Origin of the sequence: Cumulibacter manganitolerans, from assembly GCF_009602465.1 — a bacterium.
Lineage (GTDB): Bacteria > Actinomycetota > Actinomycetes > Mycobacteriales > Antricoccaceae > Cumulibacter > Cumulibacter manganitolerans.
Genome location: NZ_WBKP01000065.1, coordinates 1 through 16,201, shown reverse-complemented (window position 1 = coordinate 16,201; position 16,201 = coordinate 1). Strand labels below are relative to the sequence as shown.

Below are 16,201 nucleotides of genomic sequence, written 5' to 3'. Positions count from 1 at the left end.
GCCGTCGGGCGCACCGACCGGCAGCGCCGAGCGCGACGCCCGCACGCTGACCGCCGCCCGGGAGCAGCGGACGAAGGAGCGGCGGCTGCGCACCCGCGACATCGTGCTCGCGATCGGCACCCCGATCGTGCTGCTGCTGGCGTGGGAGCTCGCCGCGCGGACCGACGCGATCGACAGCCGGCTGTTCCCGCCGCCGACGAGGATCTTCGCGCAGGCGGGGGAGATGATCGCCGACGGGACGCTGCTCGAGCACCTCGGCGCCACCGCCGTCCGGCTGCTCGTCGGCATGGCCGTCGGCGCGGTGCTCGGCGTCCTCGTCGGGCTCGCCATGGGCACCTCGCGCGCCCTGAACGCGGCGTTCGGGCCGATGTTCTCCGCGCTGTACGCGCTGCCGAAGATCGCCATCCTGCCGCTGCTGCTGCTGATCTTCGGGCTCACCGAGACGCCGAAGATCCTCGCCGTCGCGATCTCGGTGTTCTTCGTCATGCAGATCAACACCGTGGCCGGCGTGCGGCAGATCGACCCGAAGATCAACGAGGCGGCCCGGGCGTACGGCGCCCGCGGGATCGCCCGGTTCTGGCAGATCACCCTGCCCGGCGCGCTGCCGTTCATCTTCAGCGGGCTGCGGGTCGCGACCGGCACCGCCGTCATCGTCATCACCGCGGTCGAGTTCGTCGCGTCGAACACCGGCCTGGGCTTCCTGATCTGGAACTCCTGGCAGCTCTTCCAGCCCGAGCAGATGTACGTCGGCCTCGTCACGGTCGCGCTCGTGGGCGCCGTCCTCACCGGCATCTTCGCACTTCTCGAGCGCCTCGCCCTGCCGTGGCGCCGCGGCCGCAAGTAGACCGCACCTCCACCCCCCCACCCAACGAAGGAAGAACATGCGCACCAAGATCGCGATGCTGCTCGCGGCAGTCCTGCTGATGGCGGGCTGCGGCAGCGACGACTCCTCGTCGTCCGGCGGCGGCAAGACCGAGCCCGGCCCGACCACCGTCAAGGTCGCGCACCTGCCGTCGGCGCTGTTCGCGCCGCTGTACGTCGCGGACGCCAAGGGCTACTTCAAGGACGAGGGCCTCACCCTCGAGCTGGAGGCTATCAAGTCCGGGCAGGACGGCGTGCCGCTGCTGGCCTCGGGCAAGCTCGACGTGATGGTCGCCGGCTTCTCGGCGGGCATGTTCAACGCGCTCAACTCCGGCCTGAAGTTCCAGATCGTCGGCTCGATGGGCATCTCGACCGGGGACCCGGCGAAGTCGCCGACCGCGCTCGAGGTCGCCAAGTCGACCGGCATCACCGACATCAAGGGCCTGAAGGGCAAGAAGGTCGCGGCGGCGGGCGGCCCCGGTGCCACCGGCGGCTACCTGCTCGCGCAGGTGCTCGGCGAGGCCGGGCTGAGCCTGAAGGACGTCGAGGTCGTCAACCTCGCCAACCCCGACATGGAGGCCGCGCTCGGCAACGGCAGCGTCGACGCGGCGCTGGCCAGCGCGCCGTTCACCACCTCCATGGAGAGCAAGGGCGTCGCCGAGCCGATCGGCGTCCCGAAGAAGGGCACCACCGGCACCGGCGTCATGTACGGCCCGGACTACGCCAAGACCGAGTCGGCGAAGAAGTTCTTCAAGGCGCTGGCCAAGGGCGCGAAGGACTGCCAGGGCGACATCGCCAGCAACGACGAGATCCTGCAGATCCTCGCGGATGCGACCGGGCAGAAGCTCGACGTGCTGAAGAAGACGCCGTTCTACACCTGGCACCCCGACCTCGCCCCGCAGCCCGACCAGCTCGAGGCCATGCAGAAGGCGTGGATGTCCTCCGGCCAGATCTCCTACGACAAGCCGCTGAAGGTCGCCGACTTCGTCGACGCCAGCTTCGCGAAGGCCAACGGCTGACGCTCGCTGGCTTCTGCGGTCCCTCCGCACCTGAGCCCTTCTGCGGTGGAGTAGTGCACGATATCGGTCGATTAGCGTGCACTACTCCACCGCAGAATTTTGGGGCTGGGGACGACGGGCCGGTGCCCGCACGACCGTGCGACGCTGCGAGGCATGCGTGATGATGCCTTCGATCCCGCCGAGCTGGCCGTTCCCGGCGGCGTAGCCTCCCGCGCGCAATGGCGATCTGCCGGTGCCAGCAATCGGATGTTCACCGACGGGCGCCTCGTGCCGATCGTGAAGAATGTCTTCGCCCTGCCCGGCGCAGTCGACTCCCCGCGTGCGATCGCGACGCTCGTCGGAGCCCTGGCGCCGCCGGGAGCGATCGTGACGGGCTGGGCCGCGGCGTTGATCCACGGCGTACGCGACGCCGGGCCCACCATGCTGCGCTCGTCCGGCACGCCGATCCAGGTGTGCCTCGCCCGCCAGGACCACCGTGCCCCGGCCGGCTTCGCCGTCCTCCGGGTGGACGTCGAGGACGACCAGGTCGAGGTCGTGGACGGGGTCACGGTCACGACGCCGACTCGTACGGCGTACGACCTCGTGCGCTTCAGCAGGTACCTGACCGGAGCGGTAGCGCTGCTCGACGCCTTCCGGTGCCCGCTCAGCACCAGCCCGGTGCAGCTCGACGGGCTGTACGCGCTCATCGAGAACCGGCCTCGTGGGCGGGGTCATCCGATGCTGCGCAAGGCGATCGAGCTCTCCTCCGCGCGTGCGCGGTCGATGCCGGAGTCCGTACTGCGTACCCGGATGCGCACGGTGCTCGACGTACCCGCCGAGGCACTTCTGGTGAACGCGTCGCTCCGGGCGCTCAGTCGCGACTGGGAGATCGACCTGATCGACCTGTCCTCCGGGTTGGCGCTGGAGTACGACAGCGAGCATCACGCCTCGACGGAGCAGCGCGAGCGCGACGCCCTCAAGGACCTCGAGGTGGGTGAGGTGGGCCTCGGCATGGCGCGTATCAATGCGCACACCCTGGCCAGCGGGGCGAGGACTTCGCCGGGCACCTGCGCCGCGCACAGCGACGTGCGCGGCTGGGTGGCGGCGCCGAGCACGCCCGGCGCGCCGTCGACGAGGGACGGATCCGCGAGCTTCCGCTCCACAACTACACATCTGCGGTGGAGTAGTGCGCGCTATCGGGCGATTAGCGTGCACTACTCCACCGCAGAACGACGTCACCGGGAGCAACCGCGGAACGAGGGGTCAGACGGAGACGATCAGCTCGGGCTCGGTCGCCTTCTGGACCTCCTCGACGGTGACGCCGGGGGCCAGCTCGATCAGCTCGAGACCCTTCTCGGTCACGTCGATGACGCAGAGGTCGGTGATGATCCGCTGTACCACGCCCTTGCCGGTCAACGGCAGCGAGCACTGGTTGACGATCTTGTAGTCGCCGCCCTTGGCCGAGTGCTCCATCAGCACGATGACCTTCTTGGCGCCGTGCACGAGGTCCATCGCGCCGCCCATGCCCTTGACCATCTTGCCCGGGATCATCCAGTTGGCCAGGTCGCCGTTGGCCGCGACCTGCATCGCGCCGAGGATGGCCGCGTCGATCTTGCCGCCGCGGATCATCCCGAAGGACGTCGCGGAGTCGAAGAACGAGGAGCCGGGCAGGATCGTGACGGTCTCCTTGCCGGCGTTGATCAGGTCCGGGTCCTCCTCGCCCTCGTAGGGGTACGGGCCGAGGCCGAGGATGCCGTTCTCGCTCTGCAGCGTGACGGTCATGTCGTCGGGCAGGAAGTTCGGGACGAGCGTCGGCATGCCGATGCCGAGGTTGACGTACTGCCCGTCCTCGAGCTCCCGAGCCGCGCGCGCGGCCATCTGGTTACGGTCCCACGCCATGGCTAGGCCTCCTTCGGGCGAGTGGTGCGCTTCTCGATCGGCTTGCGGCCGGCCGACTGGATGACGCGGTGCACGTACACGCCGGGCAGGTGCACCTCGTCGGCGTCGATCTCGCCCGGCTCGACGATCTGCTCGGCCTCGACGATGCACACCTTGCCGGACATCGCCGCGGGCGGGTTGAAGTTGCGGGCCGACTCGTGGAACACGAGGTTCCCGTGCCGGTCGGCCTTGCTGGCCTTGACCAGCGCGAAGTCCGACACGATCGCGGTCTCGAGCACGTACTGCTTGCCGTCGAACTCCTTGGTCTCCTTCGGCGGCGACGTCTTGACCACGTTGCCGTCGGCGTCGTACTTCGTCGGGATGCCGCCCTCGGCGACCCACGTCCCCGAGCCGGTGATCGTGTAGAAGCCGGGGATGCCGACGCCGCCGGCCCGCAGCCGCTCGGCGATGGTGCCCTGCGGCGTCAGCTCGAGCTCGAGGACGCCGGTGAGGTACTGCTGCGCGAACGCCTTGTTCTCGCCGACGTACGACGCGATGACCTTCGAGATGCGCCGGTCCTCGAGCAGGACGCCGAGCCCGTCGCCGTCGATGCCGCAGTTGTTGCTGATGACGGTGAGGTCGCCGGATCCCTTCTCGCGCAGGGCGTCGATGAGGTCTTGCGGTACGCCGCAGAGGCCGAATCCGCCGACGGCGATGGACGAGCCATCCGCGATGTCGGCGACGGCCTCGGCTGCGCTCTGGACGACTTTGTCCATAGGGCTGCTCCTTCGAGAGGCGACTAGACGTGGGGCCATTATGGCCGTCGACGCTCGTCTGCGGGGCAGTGGGACACGCTGTGGACGCCGGAGCCTCGCCGGCTGCCCCGCAGAACCTCGCCCGGGGCGTCGTGCGGCGCTCCCGCGGCAGCAGCCACGTCCCACGCCGATGCAGGACGGCGTTCAGAGGCGGTGCGTCACGCCCTCCTGGCCGGCGATCCGCTCGAGCCACTCGGCGGTGTCCGCGTCCTCGCCGGTGCGCACCAGCACCAGTGAGCCGCCGCCGACCAGCGTCGGCACGGCCCATGACAGCAGACCGGCCTCCCCGAGCGGGCCGGCGACGACGAGGGTGCGCGTGCCGGGGCCGGTGCCGAGCTGCTCGACCAGCGAGAGCGCGGTCGCGGCGGCGTGCGCGTGGTCGAGGGTGAGGCTCCCACCGGTGTACGCCGGTGCGCCCGCATCAATCGGGGCGGGGGAGAAGGCGTCACCGTGCACCCGCACCTCGCTGGTGTAGTCGAGCACGTGGTCCGGCCGCGGCTCGAGCGGGCGGCCCATCGGGTCGAGGCTGGTGACCAGCAGCTCGCCGGCATCGGCGTCGGCGAGCTCCATGAGCCGGTCCGGCGACATCACCAGGACGTCGGGGGAGCCGCCCGGCGACTCGCGCACGCAGCCGCCGACGGCCCAGGTGCCGAACGCCAGCACCAGCTGCTGCCAGTGCATCGGCAGCGCCAGCGCGACCACGGACCCGGCGTGCACGTCGAGGTCGTCGCGCAGCAGGTTCGCGGTCTTGGCCACCCAGTTGGCGAAGGTGGTGCCGGACAGCTCGGTGCGTTCGCCGCTCGTGCGGTCGTAGTAGGTGACCAGCGGGCGGGCCGGGTCGCGCTCGATCGCGGCCGCGAGCAGCCCCGCGAGATCCTGCGCCATCAGTTGATGCAGCCTTCGTCGGCGGCGGTGGAGGGCTTGTTCGACTGGGTCGGGGCGGGTGCCGCGGCGGTGGTGGTGGGGGCACCGCCGCCGAGACCGGGGTAGTTGGCCCCGACGATGAGGCTGACCTTGTGCACCTGCGTCGACTCCTCCGTCGTCGCGCCCGGGACGGCGGCGGCGACGGTCGCGGCCTGGTCCGCCATGCCGGCGGGGTACTGCACGACGCTGGTCGGATAGTCGCTGGTCGCGGCCGAGAGGACGTTCTCGACGGTGAACCCCTTGCCCTTGAGCTCCTCGGCCGCCTTCGCCGCCGCGCCGCTGGTCTTGGTCCCGTTGTAGACGTCCAGCGTGACGCTCTTCGGGTCGACGGTCTTCGGTGCGGCGCTGGTCGTCGCGGACGCTCTCCCGCCGTCGCTGGACAGCCCCCCGAAGAAGGCGTCCAGGGTCTTCTGGTCGGCGATCTGCAGGACGTCCTTGCCGCCGATGGTCTGCTCCGGATTGGGGGCCAGCGGCAGCGTCACGAACTCGACGTTGCCGGCGGCGATGTTGCTCATCTGCTCGGCGAGCTGGATCGGGTCCAGGTTGGCGTCGTAGCTGACCGTGCCCGACAGCGCGTCGATGATGCTGGTGAGCTTGGAGATGTTCACCAGGTCGAGCAGCCCCTGGTCGAGCACCTTGCGGATCACGGCGCCGAAGAAGTACTGCTGCCGCTTGATCCGGTCCAGGTCGCCGTTGGGCAGCCCGTGCCGCTGGCGCACGAAGCTCAGCGCCTGCTGGCCGTTGAGCGTCTGCTTGCCGGCGGGGAAGCTGGCGCCCGAGTAGCTGTCCTGCGCCGGCTGGCACAGGTTGACCTGGATGCCGCCGAGGGCGTTGGTCAGGTCGTAGAAGCCGAGCAGGGTCACCTCGACGTAGTGGTCGATCTTCATGCCGGACAGCTTGCTGACGGTGGAGATCAGGGTCTGCTGGCCGGCCTTGCGCCGGTCCTGCTCGCTCGCCCCGTCCGGTACGCCGAGCGTGTAGCCGTTGACGTACGCCGCGTTGATCTTGTTCTTGTCGTACCCCGGGATGTCGACGTACGAGTCGCGCGGGAAGGACACCACCCGGATCTTGGTGCCGTTCGCCGGCACGTGGATCAGCATGATCGTGTCGGTGGCCAGCGACTCCTCCGGCGCGCTGCTGACCTTGTCCAGCTGCTCCTTCGTGTAGCCCTTCCGCGAGTCGTTGCCGACCACCAGGATGTTGATGTCCTCGGCGTTGCCGAGCCGGTCGGAGTTGCCCTTGCCCGCGGTGTCCGCGAGGGTGCCCGAGCTGGACGTCGACCGGTTGACCAGCGACACGCCGTACGCGGTGCCGGCCAGCAGCAGCGTGGAGAGCACCGCGGACAGGATCCGCACCACCTTGACCCACGTCGGGGTGCCCCTGCCGCGGCCCGCCCGGGTGGCGGTCGCGCCGCCGCGCGGGTCGAGGTCGGCCGGCAGCGGCCGTTCCCCTTCGGTGTGCTCGTCGTTCACGTGCTGGCCTCCGGCATCAGTTGATGCATTGATCGGTGTCCGCCGTGAAGTTCGGTGGCGGCTCGCTGGTGGCGCCGGCGCTCGGACCGGCGTCCCCAGGGTAGTTGCTCGGCGTGCCGGAAGGCTGAGAGACGGCGGTGCCCGATGTCTCCCCGGACGTCGGTGCCGCGGCGCTCGTCGCGGCCGCCGGCGGCGCCGACAGCGACTGGAAGAACTGCAGCAGCCGGTCCTCGGCGGCGGGGATCAGCACCGCCTGGCCGCCGATCATCTGGTCGGGCTCGGGCCCCAGCGGGAGGGTGTAGAAGCTCACGTTGCCGGCGGCCACGTCGCGCATCTGCTCGGCCAGCATCAGCGGGTCCAGATCCCGATCGAAGGAGATGGTCCCGGCCAGCGCGTCGACGAGCGTGCCGAGCTTGGCGGGGTTGAGCAGGTCGCCGATCCGGCGATCGAGGACCTTGCGCAGCATCTGCGCCATGAAGTACTGCTGGCGCTTGATGCGGTCGAGGTCGTTGGTCAGCCCGTGCCGCTGCCGCACGAACGCGAGCGCCTGGGTCTCGTCGAGGTGCTGCGGGCCCGCGGGGAAGTCCGCTCCGCTGTACTGCTTGTCCGAGGTGGCGGCGCAGAGGTTGACGTCGACGCCGCCGACCGCCTTGGTCAGGTCGCGGAACCCGGCGAGAGTGACCTCGACGAAGTGGTCGATCTGCACGCCGGACAGCGCGTTCACGGTCTGCACGAGCCACGCCTGCGCGGCGTCCTTGTGCTGCTGCACGGTCGCGCCGGGATCCTTGACCGAGGCCCAGCCGTACGCGTACGCGGAGTTGATCTTGGACTTCTCGCCGAGGTTGGGGATGCGCACCCAGCTGTCCCGCGGGAACGACACGACCGACGCGCGCCGCCCGTCGGCCGGCACGTGGATCAGCATGATGGTGTCGGTGTTGTGGAGGTGGTCGCCCTCGCCGTCCTCGGCGGGGATGTCGGTGCCCGTGCGGGTGTCGACGCCCACCATCAGGATGTCCATGTCCTTGCCGTCGAAACCGGCCGCCGCCTCGTTGCCCTCGACCTGCTGCACGCTCGCGCCGGTCCCGGCCTGCGAGGTCAGCCGGTTGAAGAACGAGAAGGTCATGCCCGAGGCGACGAGCACCGCGACCGCGAGGAGCAGGCTCACGGCCCGCACGCCGCGCAGCACGCTCGAGCGCACCGGATGCGCGCTCGCGCGTTCGATGCGGCGGCGCTCGGCGCGAGTCGTCATCGTCGGCGCGTCGAGGTCGCGGCGGGTGGCGGTGCGGGTCGTCACGGGCGTACTTTCCGACGGCGGGCAGGACCGGTACGCACGGGTGCGCGCACGAGGTCCGCAGGGCAACCGGACCAGGATGGCATGCCGCGGCCACAGGTGCGAAGGGCCCCGGCCCGTGACTCGCCCGACAAGCGGCGCGTGACCGCCGCGCGGGCGGCGCGGCACGCTACATTCGAGGGCGATGACTACCTCACACGATCTCCCGCCGTCCGTCGTAGCGAGCCTTCCCGAGCACCGGTTCCTGGTGGTCGGTGCCCGCGGACAGCTGGGCACCGAGCTGATGAACCTGCTGGCCGTGCACGGGCTGCGCGAGCCCGCCGCCACCGGGGTGGACGTCGACGAGATCGACATCACCGATCCGCAGTCCACCGCCAAGGTGGTCGGCGACTGGCTGGCCGCCGACGTCCCCGGCACGCCGGTCGTCATCAACGCCGCGGCGTACACGGCGGTCGACAACGCCGAGTCCGACGAGGACACCGCGTTGAAGGTCAACGCCGACGGCCCGCGCAACCTCGCCGAGGCGATCGGCGGCCGGTGCCGCCTGGTGCACGTCTCGACCGACTACACGTTCGCCGGCAACGCCACCGAGCCGTACCGCCCGGACGACGCCACCGACCCGAAGACGGCGTACGGGCGCACCAAGGACGCCGGCGACAAGGCGATCCGCGAGATGGCCCCCGACACCGCGTACGTGGTGCGCACCGCCTGGGTGTACGGCGCCTACGGCCCCAACTTCGTCAAGACGATGCTCAAGCTCGCCGGCTCGCACGACACGCTGAGCGTCGTCGACGACCAGGTCGGCTCGCCCACCTGGACCCGGCACCTCGCGATCGGCCTCATCGAGATCGCGGTGGGTGACGCGCCGGCCGGCTACTACCACTGCACCGGCGGCGGCCAGTGCTCCTGGTACGAGTTCACGCGGGCGATCTTCGAGCTCAACGGGCTCGATCCCGAGCGCGTGCAGCCGACCACCTCCGACGCGTTCGTCCGCCCGGCCCCGCGTCCGGCGTACTCCGTGCTGTCGGCCTCCGAATGGGCGGCGGCCGGGCTGAGCCCCATGCCCGACTGGCGGGAGGCGCTCGCCGAGGCCTTCGAGCGTGACGGCCAGGCGCTGGCGAACCAGTAGCCGCGGTATGCGCGACCACCTCCGTTACGCGATCGACCGGGTCAAGGCGATCGCGCAGCTCGCCGAGAAGAGCCTGCGCACCCGCGGCTTCCGCGGCACCGTGCAGCGCGTCGCGATCCGCCTCAAGCGGGTCCCGGCGCCACGGCGCGCCGACCTGTACCTGCCCGAGCCGACCGACCAGCGCCGTCCGGTCCGCGGCAGCGCGCACCCCGAGGTCTCGATCGTCATCCCGGTGTACAACGAGTTCGAGCGCACCCGCAGCTGCCTGCTGGCGCTGGCCGAGCACCCGCCGGAGGTGCCCTTCGAGGTCGTGGTCGTGGACGACGGCTCCGCCGACGCGACCCAGGCCGAGCTGGAGCGGTGGCCCGGTGTGCGCTACCACCGCCGGGCGCAGAACGGCGGCTTCATCGCGGCGTGCAACGACGGCGCCGGGCTCGCGCGCGGACGCCGCCTGCTGTTCCTGAACAACGACACCATCCCGCAGCCCGGCTGGCTCGACGAGCTGGTCCGCACGGCGGACGCCGACCCGCGGATCGGCATCGTCGGAGCGGCCCTGCTGTTCCCGGACGGCACGCTGCAGGAGGCCGGCGGGCTGGTCTTCCGCGACGGCAGCGGCTGGAACTACGGGCGCGGCGAGTCGCCGAACGACCCGCGGTTCAGCTACCTGCGCGAGACCGACTACGTCAGCGGCGCCGTGCTGCTGATCGACAAGGCGCTGTTCGAGCAGGTCGGCGGCTTCGACACGCGCTATGCGCCGGCGTACTACGAGGACACCGACCTGGCGTTCGCGGTGCGGGCCGCGGGCCGCACGGTGGTCGTCGCGCCGCAGGCCCGGGTGGTGCACGACGAGGGCGGCACGTCCGGCACCGACGTCTCGACCGGGCCGAAGGCCTACCAGGTCCGCAACCAGCACACCTTCGCCGAGCACCGGGCGGCGCAGCTCGCCGGCCGGCTGCCGCCGTCGACCGTGCCGTCGCCGGCGGTGCTGCACGGTGGCGGCAAGCAGGTGCTGATCATCGACGCCCTCACGCCGTTCCCGGACAAGGACTCCGGGTCCGTGCGGTTGCTGAACATCATGCGGTTGCTGATCGCCGAGGGCGTGCACGTCGTCTACCAGCCGGCCGACGGCCTCTACCAGGGCCGCTACACGCAGGCGATGCAGCGGCTGGGCATCGAGGTCTGGTACGCGCCGTTCATCGGCGCGCGGCCGGCGTGGTTCCGCGAGCACGGCCCCCGCTTCTCCGCCGTCATGGTCAGCCGGCACTACGTGCTCGCCGAGCTGCGCAGCCTGATCCGCAGCTACGCGCCGCAGGCCAAGCTGATCTTCGACACCGTCGATCTGCACTACCTGCGCGAGCGGCGTACCGCCGAGCTGTCCGGCGACGAGGCGCTCGGCCGGGTGGCCGAGCGCACCCGCCGCCAGGAGCTCGAGCTGGTCGCCACCGCCGACGCGACCACGGTCGTGTCGCAGGCCGAGATCGACGTGCTGGCCGGCGACGCTCCCGGGCGCGAGATCACGCTGCTGTCCAACGTCCACGAGATCGGCGGCCCGGGCGCGCCGTACGCCGACCGCAGGGACCTGATGTTCGTCGGCGGGTTCGGCCACCCGCCGAACAGCGACGCCGTGACCTGGTTCGTCGGCGACGTGCTGCCGCTCGTGCAGCAGAGCCTGCCGGACGTCGTCCTGCACGTCATCGGCGCCGACGTCCCCGAGCAGATCCGCCGTCTCGGCGAGCGTCCCGGCGTCGTCGTGCACGGGTACGTCGAGGACCTCGAGCCGTACCTGAACGGGGTGCGGCTCAGCGTCGCGCCGCTGCGCAGCGGCGCCGGCGTCAAGGGCAAGATCAACCTCGCCATGGCACACGGCCAACCGGTGGTCGGCACCACCATCGCGGTCGAGGGCATGCACCTGCGCGCCGGCGAGGACGTGCTGATCGGTGATTCCGCCGAGCAGCTCGCCGCCGAGATCGTGCGCGGCTACCAGGACGAGCAGCTGTGGAACCGGCTGCGCGACGGTGGTCTGCGCAACGTCGAGCAGCACTTCTCGCTGGACGTCGCGCGCGACGTCATCCGCCGGCTGTTCGAGCTGGATGGCCCGAGGTGACCGCGACGCCCACCGGACGCGACGTCACGGTGGTGGTCGTCACCTACTCCCCGGGCCGGCACCTCGACGACTTCCTGGACTCCCTCGATCGGGCCGCTGCGGTGCGCCCGCCCGTCGTGCTGGTGGACAACGGCTCGACGGACGGTGCGCCGCAGCGGGCCGCGCGGCGCGCCGGCACCGAGCTGGTGCACGCCGGCAGCAACCTGGGGTTCGGCGCCGCCGCGAACCTGGGCGCCCGCCGCGCCGCGACCCCGTGGGTGCTGGTCGCCAACCCCGACGTCGTGTGGGGCGAGGGGTCCCTCGACGAGCTGCTGCGGGCGGCCGCGCGGTGGCCGGACGCCGCCGCGCTCGGCCCGGCGATCGTCACCGGGGACGGTGGCCTGTACCCGTCCGCCCGGCTGCTGCCGTCGATCGGGCTCGGGATCGGGCACGCGGCGCTCGGGCCGGTCTGGCCGACGAACCCGTGGACGCGCCGCTACCGCGCCGAGGCCCAGGCCATCGGCGAACGGCGCACCGGCTGGATCTCCGGGTCCTGCATGCTGCTGCGCCGCGACGGGTTCGAGCGGGTGGGCGGCTTCGACGCCGGCTACTTCATGTACTTCGAGGACGTCGACCTGTGCGCGCGGCTGCACGACGCCGGGTACGACGTCGTCTACGCACCGTCCGCGGTCGTGACCCATCACCAGGGGCACGCCGCCGACCGCGAGCCCGGCCGGATGGTCGCCGAGCACCACCACAGCGCCTACCGCTACATCGCGCACCGGCATCCGGGCCTACGCTGGGCACCGGTGCGCGCCGCCGTCCGCGCGGGGCTGGCCCTCCGGCTGGCCGTCGCGCAGCGGTCGGCCACCGTCCGCGGGGGAGCACCGCCGCAGCGCAGCGCCGACGCGCTCGAGCAGCGCCACGAGGAAGAAGACCGGTGAGCACGTTCTACCCCGTCATCCCCGCCGGCGGCAGCGGCACCCGCCTGTGGCCGCTGAGCCGGCAGGGCTCGCCGAAGTTCCTGCACCGGCTCGGACCGGACGAGCGCTCGCTGCTGCAGCTCACCCTCGCGCGTCTGGAGCCCCTCGCCCCGCCGGCGCGCACCTACATCGTGTGCGGCGCCGCGCACCGGGAGGCGATCGCCGCCCAGCTGCCCGACCTGCCCGCGGAGAACATCGTCGTCGAGCCGGCGGGACGCAACAGCGGACCGGCGATCGCGCTCGCGGCCGCGATCATCGAGGCCCACGACCCCGACGCCGTCATGGGCAGCTTCGCGGCCGACCATCTGATCTCCGTGGGCGACGCCTTCCGGGCGGCCATCCGCAACGCGATCGCGGTGGCCGAGACCGGGAGGCTGGTGACCGTCGGCGTCACCGCGACCCGCGCCGAGACCGGCTACGGCTACATCCAGGGCGGCGCCGCCCTCGGCATCGGGGACGCGGTCGACGTCCGCTCCTTCAAGGAGAAGCCGGACGCCGAGACGGCCCAGGCGTACCTCGATTCGGGCGAGTACGTCTGGAACGCGGGGATGTTCGTGTGGCGGGTCGCCGACCTCATGGACGAGCTGCGCCGGCAGGTGCCGGAGATCGCGCGGCTGGTCCAGCCGGTCGCCGACCTCTGGCCGAGCGACACCCCGCGGGCCCGCGCCCTCCTCGAGGACGTGTGGACGCGGATGCCGTCGATCAGCATCGACCACGCCGTCGTCGAAGGCGCCGCCGCCCGCGGCCGGGTGGCGATGGTGCCCGGCGACATGGGGTGGAGCGACATCGGCGACTGGGACACCATCGCCGAGATCGGCCTGCTGGAAGGGAACCGGCTCGCCCAGCCCCGCGACACGCTGCTGCTGGACTCGCCCGGCAGCTTCGCGACGACCGCCAGCGGCCGGGCCGTCACGGTCGTCGGCGTCCCCGACGTCGTGGTCGTCGAGACCCCCACCGCCATCCTCGTCGTCCGGCGCTCGGAGGCGCAGCGGGTGAAGGAAGCCGTAGACCTGTGGAAGTCGCGGGGACGCGACGACCTCCTGTGACCAGCCGATCCACGGCTGGTCTCGCACCATGAAAGGAAAACCATGCTAGATCTGTCCGGAGTCGCCGCGATCGTCACCGGCGGCGCGTCGGGCCTCGGTGCCGCGACCACGCGTGCGCTGGTCGACAAGGGCGCGCTCGTCACGATCGTCGACCTCAACGAGGAGAAGGGGAACGCCCTCGTCGAGGAGCTCGGCGGCGCGGCGACGTTCGTGAAGACCGACATCACCGACAGCGACCAGGTGTCCGCCGCGGTCGCCGACGCCACCAGCAAGGACCGGCCGCTGCGCGTGCTGGTCAACTGCGCGGGCATCGGCTACGCCAAGCGCACCCTCGGCAAGAACGGCCCGCACGACCTCGAGTCCTTCCAGAAGGTCATCGACATCAACCTGGTCGGCACCTTCAACATGGTGCGGCTGGCCGGTGACGCGATCGCGAAGACCGAGCCCTACAACGCGGACGGCGCCCGCGGCGTCATCATCTCCACCGCATCCGTCGCCGCGTTCGAGGGCCAGATCGGCCAGATCGCCTACGCCACCTCGAAGGCGGGCGTGGCCGGGATGACCATCTGCCTGGCGCGCGACCTCTCCAGCGTCGGCATCCGGGCGAACTCGATCGCGCCGGGCATCATCGACACCGACATGCTCGCCGGGGTCAGCGACGAGTTCCGCAAGACCCTGGGCGCGGGCGTGCCGTTCCCGGCCCGGATCGGCCAGCCCGCCGAGTACGCCGACGTCGCGCTGTTCCTCGCGCAGAATGACTACATGAACGGCGAGACGGTCCGCTTCGACGCGGCGCTGCGGATGGCCCCCCGCTAGCCCGCATGCTCCGATGAGGCACCCCGACGGCACGCAGGACCCGGACCGCACGGTCCGGGTCCTGCTGTCGTCGCGGCTCGACCTGGCCCGGACCCTCGCTCCGTTCCGGTACGGCACCGGCGATCCGGCGTACGTCGCCGACCAGCGGGGCATCTGGCGCGCCTTCGGCACGCCGCACGGTGCCGCGACCGCGTTGTTCGCGGCCACCGGCGCCGAGCTCGTCGTGCGGGCGTGGGGACCGGGTGCCGACTGGGTCGCCGAGCGCGCCGGCCGGCTGGCCGGCCTGGAGGACGATCCCACCGCCTTCCGGCCGGCCCACCCGCTGATCGGCCGGCTGCACGCGCGGTTCCCCGGCGTCCGGTTCGCCCGCACCGACCTGGTCATGGAGTCGCTGGTCCCGGCGATCCTGAGCCAGAAGATCACCGGCAAGGAGGCGTTCCGCTCGTGGCGCGAGCTGCTGCGCGATCACGGCTCGCCCGCTCCGGGACCCGCACCGCAGCGCCTGCGGGTGCCGCCGGGCGCCGACGTCCTGCGCGCGCTCGACGACGCCGCCTGGCACCGCGCCGGGGTCGACCGCGCGCACCGGACGACGCTGCGCCTCGTGGCCGCGCGTCCCGCCGCGATCGAGCGGCTCAGCGCGCTCGGCCCGGACGACGCCGCCACGCGGCTGCAGTCGATCCGCGGGATCGGGGTGTGGACGGCGGCCGAGGTCGCGCAGCGGGCGTGGGGCTCGCCCGACCACCCGTCGTTCGGCGACTACCACATCCCGGCCTCGGTCGGTGTCGCGCTCGCCGGCGCGCCCGTCGACGACGCCGGGATGGCCGCGCTGCTCGAGCCGTTCCGGCCGCACCGCGGCCGGGTGGTGCGGCTCATCGAGCTGGCCCGGATCGGCAAGCCACGCCGCGGACCGCGCCGCACGGTTCCGGACTTCCGGGACATCTAGCGCGGCCCGCCGCCGCGCCCGGACGCCGGGGCGGTCGCGGTGGCTTTCGCCCCGGTCACGCTCTCGCGGTGGCTTGTACCCCACTATCGGGCCGACAGCGGGGGAGAACCCACCGCGAGCGGGCGGTCACGGCCGCCCCCGGCTTCCCAGCGTGGCGGCGCGCTACGCGTCCAGGGCGTCCACGGCCCGCTGCGCGGCCGCGACCAGCCGCCGCGTCGACGCATCGAGCTCGTCGGGCAGCTCCGCGAAGCCGAACCACCGCAGGTCGTCGGACTCGTCGCTGATCCGTTCGCGGGCGCCGTCCGGCGCGAGCGCCAGGTAGCGCACGTCGAGGTGCCGGGTCGGCACCCCGCCGGAGCAGGTCAGCGGGTGGACGTCGAGCTGCAGCGGCTCCTCGGCGACCCGCAGCCCCGCGATCCCGGACTCCTCGCGCGCCTCGCGCGCGGCGGCGTCGCGCAGCGTGCGATCGCCGTCCTCGCAGTGCCCGCCGAGCTGCACCCATCGGCCGATCCGCGGGTGCAGGGTGAGCAGCGTCGCCCGGCGGGAGCGATCGACGACGACGGCGCTCGCCGTCAGGTGCCCGGGGGCGCAGGACCGCATCATCGCGTGCGGCATCGCCGCGAGATAGGCGAGATAGGCCTGGCGCAGCGGCTCCTGGGCGGGGTCGCGCGGCGCCCACCCGCCCAGCGCGCGGGTCGCGTCGGCGTGCAGTGTCTCGAAGCTCATCGCGGCAGCCCCTGGTACGCCGTGGCGGCCGAGACCTCGAGGACGGCGCCGTCACCGGTCCGCCGCACCGCGGCGGCGTACCCCTCGGCGCGCAGCGCCACCACGAGCTGCCCCACGTAGCGACCGGTCTCGAACGGGTCGACGGCCGGCCCGTCCACGACGATGCACGGGCCCTCGGCGCGCGCGTCGAGCCCGTGCGGGGCGACCACCCGCGCGAGCGCGTCGGCCAGGTGCTC

The 16,201-nt window shown here is 72.1% G+C and carries 16 protein-coding genes; 8 read left to right on the top strand and 8 right to left on the bottom strand.

Annotation, left to right across the window (positions count from 1 at the left end; all coding sequences use genetic code 11):
- Together F8A92_RS16420 and F8A92_RS16415 are read left to right on the top strand one after the other, a co-directional pair.
- The coding region (locus F8A92_RS16420; protein WP_228389515.1) for an ABC transporter permease at positions 1-844 on the top strand (844 nt) is incomplete at its 5' end.
- 37 nt (positions 845-881) lie between these two features.
- A complete protein-coding gene (locus F8A92_RS16415; protein ID WP_153506255.1) occupies positions 882-1,880 on the top strand; it encodes an ABC transporter substrate-binding protein in 999 nt (332 codons plus the stop codon).
- Between the two features lie 81 nt (positions 1,881-1,961).
- Here F8A92_RS16415 and F8A92_RS16410 read toward each other — a convergent pair whose 3' ends face one another.
- From F8A92_RS16410 to F8A92_RS16385, 6 genes are all read right to left on the bottom strand, one after another.
- Positions 1,962-2,891, bottom strand: coding sequence for a hypothetical protein (locus F8A92_RS16410; RefSeq protein ID WP_153506254.1), 930 nt, complete (start codon positions 2,889-2,891; stop codon positions 1,962-1,964).
- Positions 2,892-3,122: 231 nt separating this feature from the next.
- On the bottom strand, positions 3,123-3,758 hold the full coding sequence (locus tag F8A92_RS16405; protein ID WP_153506253.1) for a CoA transferase subunit B: 636 nt from the start codon (positions 3,756-3,758) through the stop codon (positions 3,123-3,125).
- 2 nt (positions 3,759-3,760) lie between these two features.
- Positions 3,761-4,513 carry a CoA transferase subunit A gene (locus F8A92_RS16400; RefSeq protein WP_153506252.1) on the bottom strand — a complete coding sequence of 251 codons (753 nt, stop codon included), beginning with the start codon at positions 4,511-4,513 and terminating at the stop codon, positions 3,761-3,763.
- A 183-nt stretch (positions 4,514-4,696) separates the two neighbouring features.
- Positions 4,697-5,437, bottom strand: a complete 741-nt coding sequence (locus F8A92_RS16395; protein ID WP_153506251.1) for a TIGR03089 family protein — start codon at positions 5,435-5,437, stop codon at positions 4,697-4,699.
- On the bottom strand, positions 5,437-6,948 hold the full coding sequence (locus F8A92_RS16390) for an LCP family protein (protein ID WP_153506250.1): 1,512 nt from the start codon (positions 6,946-6,948) through the stop codon (positions 5,437-5,439). Before F8A92_RS16390 ends, F8A92_RS16395 begins: the two co-directional genes overlap by 1 nt.
- A 16-nt stretch (positions 6,949-6,964) precedes the next feature.
- Complete coding sequence (locus F8A92_RS16385) at positions 6,965-8,242, bottom strand: LCP family protein (protein ID WP_153506249.1); 1,278 nt, start codon at positions 8,240-8,242, stop codon at positions 6,965-6,967.
- A 181-nt stretch (positions 8,243-8,423) separates the two neighbouring features.
- On the opposite strand from F8A92_RS16385, the gene rfbD reads away from it, so the two are divergent.
- Genes rfbD through F8A92_RS16355 form a run of 6 tightly spaced genes read left to right on the top strand, consistent with a single transcriptional unit; the run spans position 8,424 to position 15,239 of the window.
- Positions 8,424-9,368, top strand: a complete 945-nt coding sequence (rfbD, locus tag F8A92_RS16380) for a dTDP-4-dehydrorhamnose reductase (RefSeq protein ID WP_153506248.1) — start codon at positions 8,424-8,426, stop codon at positions 9,366-9,368.
- Between the two features lie 7 nt (positions 9,369-9,375).
- Positions 9,376-11,472 carry a glycosyltransferase gene (locus F8A92_RS16375; RefSeq protein WP_194291550.1) on the top strand — a complete coding sequence of 699 codons (2,097 nt, stop codon included), beginning with the start codon at positions 9,376-9,378 and terminating at the stop codon, positions 11,470-11,472.
- A complete protein-coding gene (locus tag F8A92_RS16370; protein ID WP_153506247.1) occupies positions 11,469-12,395 on the top strand; it encodes a glycosyltransferase family 2 protein in 927 nt (308 codons plus the stop codon). The genes F8A92_RS16375 and F8A92_RS16370 overlap by 4 nt, the downstream gene beginning before the upstream one ends.
- Positions 12,392-13,480 (top strand): mannose-1-phosphate guanylyltransferase, encoded by a 1,089-nt coding sequence (locus tag F8A92_RS16365; protein WP_153506246.1) that lies wholly within the window; start codon positions 12,392-12,394, stop codon positions 13,478-13,480. Before F8A92_RS16370 ends, F8A92_RS16365 begins: the two co-directional genes overlap by 4 nt.
- Before the next feature lie 42 nt (positions 13,481-13,522).
- Positions 13,523-14,296 (top strand): SDR family NAD(P)-dependent oxidoreductase, encoded by a 774-nt coding sequence (locus tag F8A92_RS16360; protein ID WP_153506245.1) that lies wholly within the window; start codon positions 13,523-13,525, stop codon positions 14,294-14,296.
- A 13-nt stretch (positions 14,297-14,309) separates the two neighbouring features.
- Positions 14,310-15,239, top strand: a complete 930-nt coding sequence (locus F8A92_RS16355) for a DNA-3-methyladenine glycosylase family protein (RefSeq protein WP_153506244.1) — start codon at positions 14,310-14,312, stop codon at positions 15,237-15,239.
- A gap of 162 nt (positions 15,240-15,401) precedes the next feature.
- Here the strand turns inward: F8A92_RS16355 and F8A92_RS16350 are convergent, their stop codons facing one another.
- Both F8A92_RS16350 and F8A92_RS18685 read right to left on the bottom strand, forming a co-directional pair.
- A complete protein-coding gene (locus tag F8A92_RS16350; RefSeq protein ID WP_153506243.1) occupies positions 15,402-15,965 on the bottom strand; it encodes an NUDIX hydrolase in 564 nt (187 codons plus the stop codon).
- A partial coding sequence (locus tag F8A92_RS18685; protein ID WP_194291549.1) for a hypothetical protein occupies positions 15,962-16,201 on the bottom strand: 240 nt, incomplete at its 5' end. The genes F8A92_RS18685 and F8A92_RS16350, both read right to left, overlap by 4 nt.